The organism is Streptomyces sp. NPDC058964 (assembly GCF_042741275.1).
Classification (GTDB): domain Bacteria; phylum Actinomycetota; class Actinomycetes; order Streptomycetales; family Streptomycetaceae; genus Streptomyces.
The window spans coordinates 1-5,476 of record NZ_JBHYKH010000292.1 but is presented as its reverse complement, the minus strand read 5'-3'; the positions used below and the strand labels follow the sequence as shown (position 1 = coordinate 5,476).

The 5,476-nt window shown below is 70.2% G+C and carries 8 protein-coding genes; 3 read left to right on the top strand and 5 right to left on the bottom strand.

All coding sequences use genetic code 11. The annotated features are described in order from the left end of the window. Positions 1-9: 9 nt before the first annotated feature. Together ACFW2E_RS29520 and ACFW2E_RS29515 are read right to left on the bottom strand one after the other, a co-directional pair. Positions 10-174, bottom strand: coding sequence for a hypothetical protein (locus tag ACFW2E_RS29520; RefSeq protein WP_384470121.1), 165 nt, complete (start codon positions 172-174; stop codon positions 10-12). Between the two features lie 150 nt (positions 175-324). Continuing rightward, positions 325-1,209 (bottom strand): NAD(P)-dependent oxidoreductase, encoded by an 885-nt coding sequence (locus tag ACFW2E_RS29515; RefSeq protein WP_384470126.1) that lies wholly within the window; start codon positions 1,207-1,209, stop codon positions 325-327. Between the two features lie 145 nt (positions 1,210-1,354). On the opposite strand from ACFW2E_RS29515, the gene ACFW2E_RS29510 reads away from it, so the two are divergent. Beyond that, positions 1,355-1,954: a TetR/AcrR family transcriptional regulator gene (locus tag ACFW2E_RS29510; protein WP_384470120.1), complete on the top strand. Its 600-nt coding sequence runs from the start codon at positions 1,355-1,357 to the stop codon at positions 1,952-1,954. A gap of 357 nt (positions 1,955-2,311) precedes the next feature. Here ACFW2E_RS29510 and ykgO read toward each other — a convergent pair whose 3' ends face one another. The 3 genes from ykgO to rpmG are packed head-to-tail and all read right to left on the bottom strand — an operon-like array spanning position 2,312 to position 2,942. Further along, entirely contained in the window at positions 2,312-2,434 is a 123-nt protein-coding gene (ykgO, locus tag ACFW2E_RS29505) for a type B 50S ribosomal protein L36 (protein WP_384470119.1), read from the bottom strand. A 37-nt stretch (positions 2,435-2,471) separates the two neighbouring features. Continuing rightward, positions 2,472-2,732, bottom strand: coding sequence for a type B 50S ribosomal protein L31 (locus tag ACFW2E_RS29500; RefSeq protein ID WP_384470118.1), 261 nt, complete (start codon positions 2,730-2,732; stop codon positions 2,472-2,474). Positions 2,733-2,777: 45 nt separating this feature from the next. Then, complete coding sequence (gene rpmG, locus ACFW2E_RS29495; protein WP_384470117.1) at positions 2,778-2,942, bottom strand: 50S ribosomal protein L33; 165 nt, start codon at positions 2,940-2,942, stop codon at positions 2,778-2,780. Positions 2,943-3,192: 250 nt separating this feature from the next. Here rpmG and ACFW2E_RS29490 point away from each other — a divergent pair, with 250 nt between their 5' ends. Both ACFW2E_RS29490 and ACFW2E_RS29485 read left to right on the top strand, forming a co-directional pair. Further along, a complete protein-coding gene (locus ACFW2E_RS29490; protein ID WP_384470116.1) occupies positions 3,193-3,402 on the top strand; it encodes a three-helix bundle dimerization domain-containing protein in 210 nt (69 codons plus the stop codon). Positions 3,403-3,915: 513 nt separating this feature from the next. After that, entirely contained in the window at positions 3,916-5,430 is a 1,515-nt protein-coding gene (locus ACFW2E_RS29485; protein ID WP_384470115.1) for a reprolysin-like metallopeptidase, read from the top strand. Positions 5,431-5,476 lie beyond the last annotated feature (46 nt).

The window sequence follows — 5,476 nt, the reverse complement described above, 5'->3', positions numbered from 1 at the left end:
TTTCCTTCGTCAGCCGGCGTGAGGCCGAGTGGCCACGGCGGCGATGCCCGCGTCCGTCGATCTGCGCGCCAGGTGTTCCATCTCGGGCAGTGTCCCCGAGCAGTCGCCGCTCAGCACGCGGCGCAGCACCGCCTTGGCGTTGACCAGGCCTGCACCGAGCTCTGTCCGCAACACCCGCATCACGGTCGCACTCCGCGCCGACTGATCACTCACCCGCAGCCACGCGGCTCCGTGCTCGGCGAGCATCTGCTCCCGCCGTACGGCAGGCAGGTCACGTTCATCGTCACCCTCCTCGGCGCGGCGGACAGTGAGACGGGCGCACCGTCAGTGCGGGTGCGAGCCGCCGGTCCGGAGTTCCAGCGCGCGCAGCACGGCCACCATGTCCTCGTCGCCGTGCCCCTGCTCCACGGTCTCGTCGTAAAGGGCGTGGCAGACGTCGAGGAGGGGTGAGGCGACGCCCGCCTTGCGGGCGGCCTCCGCGATCAGGCGGTTGTTCTTCAGTACGTCCTCGGCCGCCGCCTGGACGGCGAAGTCCCGGTCCAGCAGCTTCGCGGACTTCACCCGGGAGACGTCGCTGGCCATCGGGCCCGCGTCGAGCACGTGCCGCAACAGGCGCCGGTCGAGACCCTGCCGGTCGGCGAAGTGGAACGCCTCGGTCAGTCCGGTGACGAGCGTGATGAGGAAGAGGTTCACGGAGAGCTTCATCAGCAGGGCGTCCGGAACGGGGCCGCAGCCGAACGTGTCGCGGCACATGGGGTCGAGCAGTGGCCGCACGGCCGCCACGGTGGCGCCGTCGCCCGCGAGCATCGCCACCAACTGCCCCCGCTCGGCGGGGACGCGGGAACCCGAGACCGGTGCCTCGACGTATCTCCCGCCGGCCGCACGGATGTCGTGCTCCAGACCGCCCGAGTACTCCGGCGAGGTCGTGCCCATGTGGACGACGGTGCGGCCGGCGACGCGCGCGGTGAAGTCCGGGGTGCCGCGCCCCAGGACCGCGTCGACGGCGGCCTCGTCGGCCAGCATCAGGATCACGGTGCGAGCCCGTTCGAAGACCTCGGCGGGACCCGATGCGACCTCGGCTCCAGCCGAGCGCAAGGGCTCGGACCTGGCCGGGGTTCGGTTCCAGACGACGAGCGGCGTTCCCGCGCGGACGAGGTTGAGCGCCATGGGCTGCCCCATGACCCCGAGTCCGACGAAACCCACGTACACGCTGCACCGCCGTTTCCGGCCCGCGCCGAGGCCGAGCCGTCCTCGCCCACCCGTCATGACCGCTGTCATAGTAGCCGGTGTTATGACCACGGTCATAGGATGGTGCCGAAGACCCGTGAATCGATGGCGGTGGGGGAGGTCGGGCATGGCGCACGAGAGGGGGCCACGCGAGCGGATGGTCTTCAGCGCGGCTCAGCTCATCCGGCGTGAGGGGGTGGCCGCCACCGGAATGCGTGAGGTCGCCGCCCACGCCGACGCTCCCCGCGGCTCGCTCCAGCACTACTTCCCCGGCGGCAAGGAACAGCTCGTCAACGAGGCGGTGGGCTGGGCGGGCAGATACGCGGGCAACCGCGTCGATCGCTTCCTCGCCGCCCTGCCCGAGCCGACGCCCAGCGGGCTGTTCGCCCGGATGGTGTGCCAGTGGACCGACGAGTACGAGGCCGAGGGCTTCGCCGGGGGCTGCCCCGTGGCGGCCGCCACGGTGGACTGCGTGGAGTCCACGGCGTCCACCAGGGAGGCCGCCGCTGCCGCGTTCGCGGCCTGGACCGGGTCGGTGGCCAGGGCCCTTACGGACATGGGCGTGCCCGCGGAACGGGCCGCGGCGCTCGCCACGGTCATGATCAGCGCCCTGGAAGGGGCGATCCTCATCGCCCGGGCGGAACATGACACCCGCGCACTGACGACGGTCGCCCGGGAACTCGGCCCCCTCCTCGACGCTGCGGTGAGCACGGCCGGCTCCGACTGACGCCGACCCGCGCCCGCCCTGCGGCCGAGGCGGGAGGTGGGGCGCGCGCCGCCTCTCTCACCCCGGACAGAAGTCCTCGCGAGCGGCCACGAACGCCTCGATGGCCTGGGCGGCCACGCCCGTCACCCGTTGGACTCGTTGGATGTACGGTCGCAGCGGTCCTCGTGGTGCGCCCGCGAGGAGGTGGTCCGGCGACACGGGCATCGCGAAGTACATCCGCGAGACGCCCTCGTGTCGGCGCCGCCCGGAACCCGGGCGGACCGGCCGCGACGCGTCGTGCACGGGCGGCGACAGCGCGGAACGGTCCGGTCCCCCGGGGGCCGCGGGACCGGACCTTTCCTGCTCACCGCGAAGCCGTCAGCCCTGTCGGGCCTTGAAACGCGGGTTCTTCTTGTTGACGACGAAGACCACTCCCCGTCGGCGGATCACCTGAGCCCCCGGTTTGGTCTTCAGCGAACGCAGGGACGTGCGTACCTTCATGGCTGTCTTTCCTCTTTCTCGGGCCCTCGGATCGCGGTCAGTTCCGGGCCGCGGCCGGGCGGCCGTAACGCCGCTCGAAGCGCTCCACACGGCCGGCGGTGTCCACGACCCCGGAGGCTCCGGTGTAGAACGGATGGCTCGCCGACGAGATCTCGACGTCGACCAGCGGGTAGGTGTTGCCGTCCTCCCACTGGATCGCCCGCTCCGAAGCCGCCGTGGAACGCGTCAGGAACGCGACGCCGGCGGCGCGGTCACGGAAAACGACCGCTCGGGAGCTGGGATGAATGCCGGTCCTCATGGGATTTCCTTCCTCATGCCGTCCGCCCAGGGGCGGACGGCAGGTTCAGCGCTCCTCGCGGAACTGGACGTGCTGTCCCAGCACGGGGTCGTACTTGCGCAGGACGAGCCGGTCGGGGTCGTTGCCGCGGTTCTTGCGCGTCACGTAGGTGACGCCGGTCCCGGCCGTCGACTTCAGCCTGACGACGGGACGCGCGGTGCTGCGTGCCACAGGGTCCTCCTTCCACCGACATGGCCTTCTTGATCAGGGCATGTCAGTTCTGTGCTGTACAACAGCGGCTCTCGCCGAAGCATTCCCGCTCCGGCCTCCTCGAGGAATTCGCGTCGCCACATGCGGAAACATCCCGCCGATCTGCTGGTGGCCTCGGCGCGAGCGCGTCATGATGACGCCATTACCCTTCTGCTTCCGACGTCCGAGTGGGGTCCACTCCGGAGAGCACCGTTCCCGGGCAGGTGACGTGGTGGCGACCGACGCACGCGAGGAAGAGGCCATCAAGGCGGTCATCGAACGGCTGAAGACCAGCTACGCGGCCACACACGCACCCGAAGCGGTCGAAGCCGCTGTCGCCGAAGCCCGCACCGCATTCCACGGCCGACCCGTCCGCGACTTCATCCCCATCCTGGTGGAACGCAAGGCACGCGCCATGCTGAACGAAGAGGGGCGGAACTGAGGGAGCGGTGGCACACCCCATGTGCTCGGCTAGGCTTCCCCGCACGACAGACGCGCGCCCGGCGGGACCGATGGGCTTCAGGTAGCCCCCAGGAGATGCCTTGCGGCCGCCACCCGACGCAATCCCGTGGCCGCACCGCCCACCGCATCCCCCTTCGCGCCGCCGGAACACGCACGCCTGCCCTCCGGGAAGCCCCTGGCGTTCCGCGGTTCTCCTCGATCCCAGGTACAGCGCCCGCCTCCTCACCGAAGCCGCACGGGCGGCCGGGAGGCCCCACCCGCGCGAGGTCCGCCGAGAAACGGCATTCCATTCGTTCCCCCGGCACGGTCGGGACCGTGCCGTCGCCCGCCCGCTGGACGGCGGTGCCTCGCCGCGTCGCTCTCGGGCCCGCTGACGGCTGACCGGATGAACCTCGACCCGACATCCTGCTCGTGCCTACGTGTTCGATGACATGACGCGATCGTAGCGGCCGAATATAGGGCGAATCCGCCGATAGAGAGGCTGATGTAGCCCATGCGTCGTTCCCTGCTCGCCGCCTGTACGGCGACGACCGCTCTCCTCACGGCCGTGCCCCTGGCCATGACCCCGACCCCGGCGCTCGCCAAAGGCGGCTCCAACGAGCCCTGGGTGGTGCGCAAGGCCGTAATGCGCGCCGACGCCAAGGAGTTCAAGGGCCTGTGCGGCAAGCAAAAGGATGGGGTGCCGGAGGTCCGCACCTGGCGCCTCTTCCGCGACACCCCTCCGGTCACCGCCGTGCGGGACTACTACCGCAAGGACGACAGCGGCACGGTGTACTGGGACGGCTACGACCCGAAGAACCCGGAGGACACGGTCTCCCTGTCCATCATCGGAGCCTGCTCGGGCGGCCGGGTCACCCTCGACGGCGTCATCGAGGTCGGCACCAGGGACTACCTGTTCACGCCGAACCCCAAGCGCCCCGGCGAGTACTGCCTCGAGGAGATCGACACCCTGAAGCTGCCCCCCAGCGGCCAGGGAGTCGACACCGTGACGGGGAACCTGCCGAAGCACGTCAAGAAGGCACCCAGGAAGGCGCCCAGGGCCGACGCCTCGAACCCCGTCGCCATCGACATCGTCGTGCCCTACACCCCGGCCACCGTCACCGAACTCGGCGGTGTCACCGAGGTGGAGGCCCGGATCCGCTACGGCGTGAGCCAGATGAACAAGGCGCTCGCCATCACCAACGTGCCGGCCAGCGTGCACGTCGTCCACTCCTACCAGACGCTGCCGTCGGGGGTGACCAACGAGGACGCGAACACCCTCCTCAGCAAGCTCAACAACCCCTTCGACGTGAACATCGGCGTCCCGGCCCGTGCGGCCCGGGAGCTCTACGGCGCCGACCTGGTGGCGCTGCTGGCCTCCATCCCCGGCCGGTTCAGCTCGGGCGCGGCCGACCTGCCGTCGGTCGTGACCTCCCAGACCAGCGGGTACGCCTACTCCGTCACGAGCGTTCTGTCCGTGAAGGACTGGGACAACCTCGGCCACGAGCTCGGTCACAACCTGGGCATGCAGCACGACCGCGCGACGGTCATCGCCCAAGGGGGCACGCCGGCACCGGGCGCATCCAACTTCGGCTGGATCACCGCGGACAACGCCTACCACACGCTGATGGCATACAGCACGCCCTGCCGGCCCACCTGCAGGGTCATCAACCAGTACTCCAACACCATCAACACGGTCAACGGCCAGGCGCTCGGAAACGCGCAGAACAACAACGCCGGCGTCGCACAGCTCGCGACGCCCCTCGTGGCCGACTACCGCGCCTCGAAGGTGACCAACCGGAGCAACCTCTCCATGCAGGTCGCCCCGGAGGGCGGCGGCACCGTCTCGGTCAGCGAGTTCGGACCGTACGACCCCGGTACCCAGGTGACGGTCACCGCCAAGGCCAACCCCGGCTGGGTGTTCGCGGGTTGGGAGGTCGACGGCCAGGAAGTGGACGACGCCACGACCCAGTACCAGATCACCATGGACGAGAACCACACCGTCATCGCGCGCTTCAACCAGGTCTGAGTGATCGCACTCCCATCCCGTCGCGGACCCGGCGGGCGGGGTGACC

Excerpts from the sequence above, each read along its gene's own strand:
- ACFW2E_RS29485 (WP_384470115.1), top strand. The coding sequence starts at position 3,916 with ATGCGTCGTTCCCTGCTCGCCGCCTGTACGGCGACGACCGCTCTCCTC.
- ACFW2E_RS29500 (WP_384470118.1), bottom strand. The coding sequence starts at position 2,732 with ATGAGGACCGGCATTCATCCCAGCTCCCGAGCGGTCGTTTTCCGTGAC.
- ykgO (WP_384470119.1), bottom strand. The coding sequence starts at position 2,434 with ATGAAGGTACGCACGTCCCTGCGTTCGCTGAAGACCAAACCGGGGGCT.
- ACFW2E_RS29510 (WP_384470120.1), top strand. The coding sequence starts at position 1,355 with ATGGCGCACGAGAGGGGGCCACGCGAGCGGATGGTCTTCAGCGCGGCT.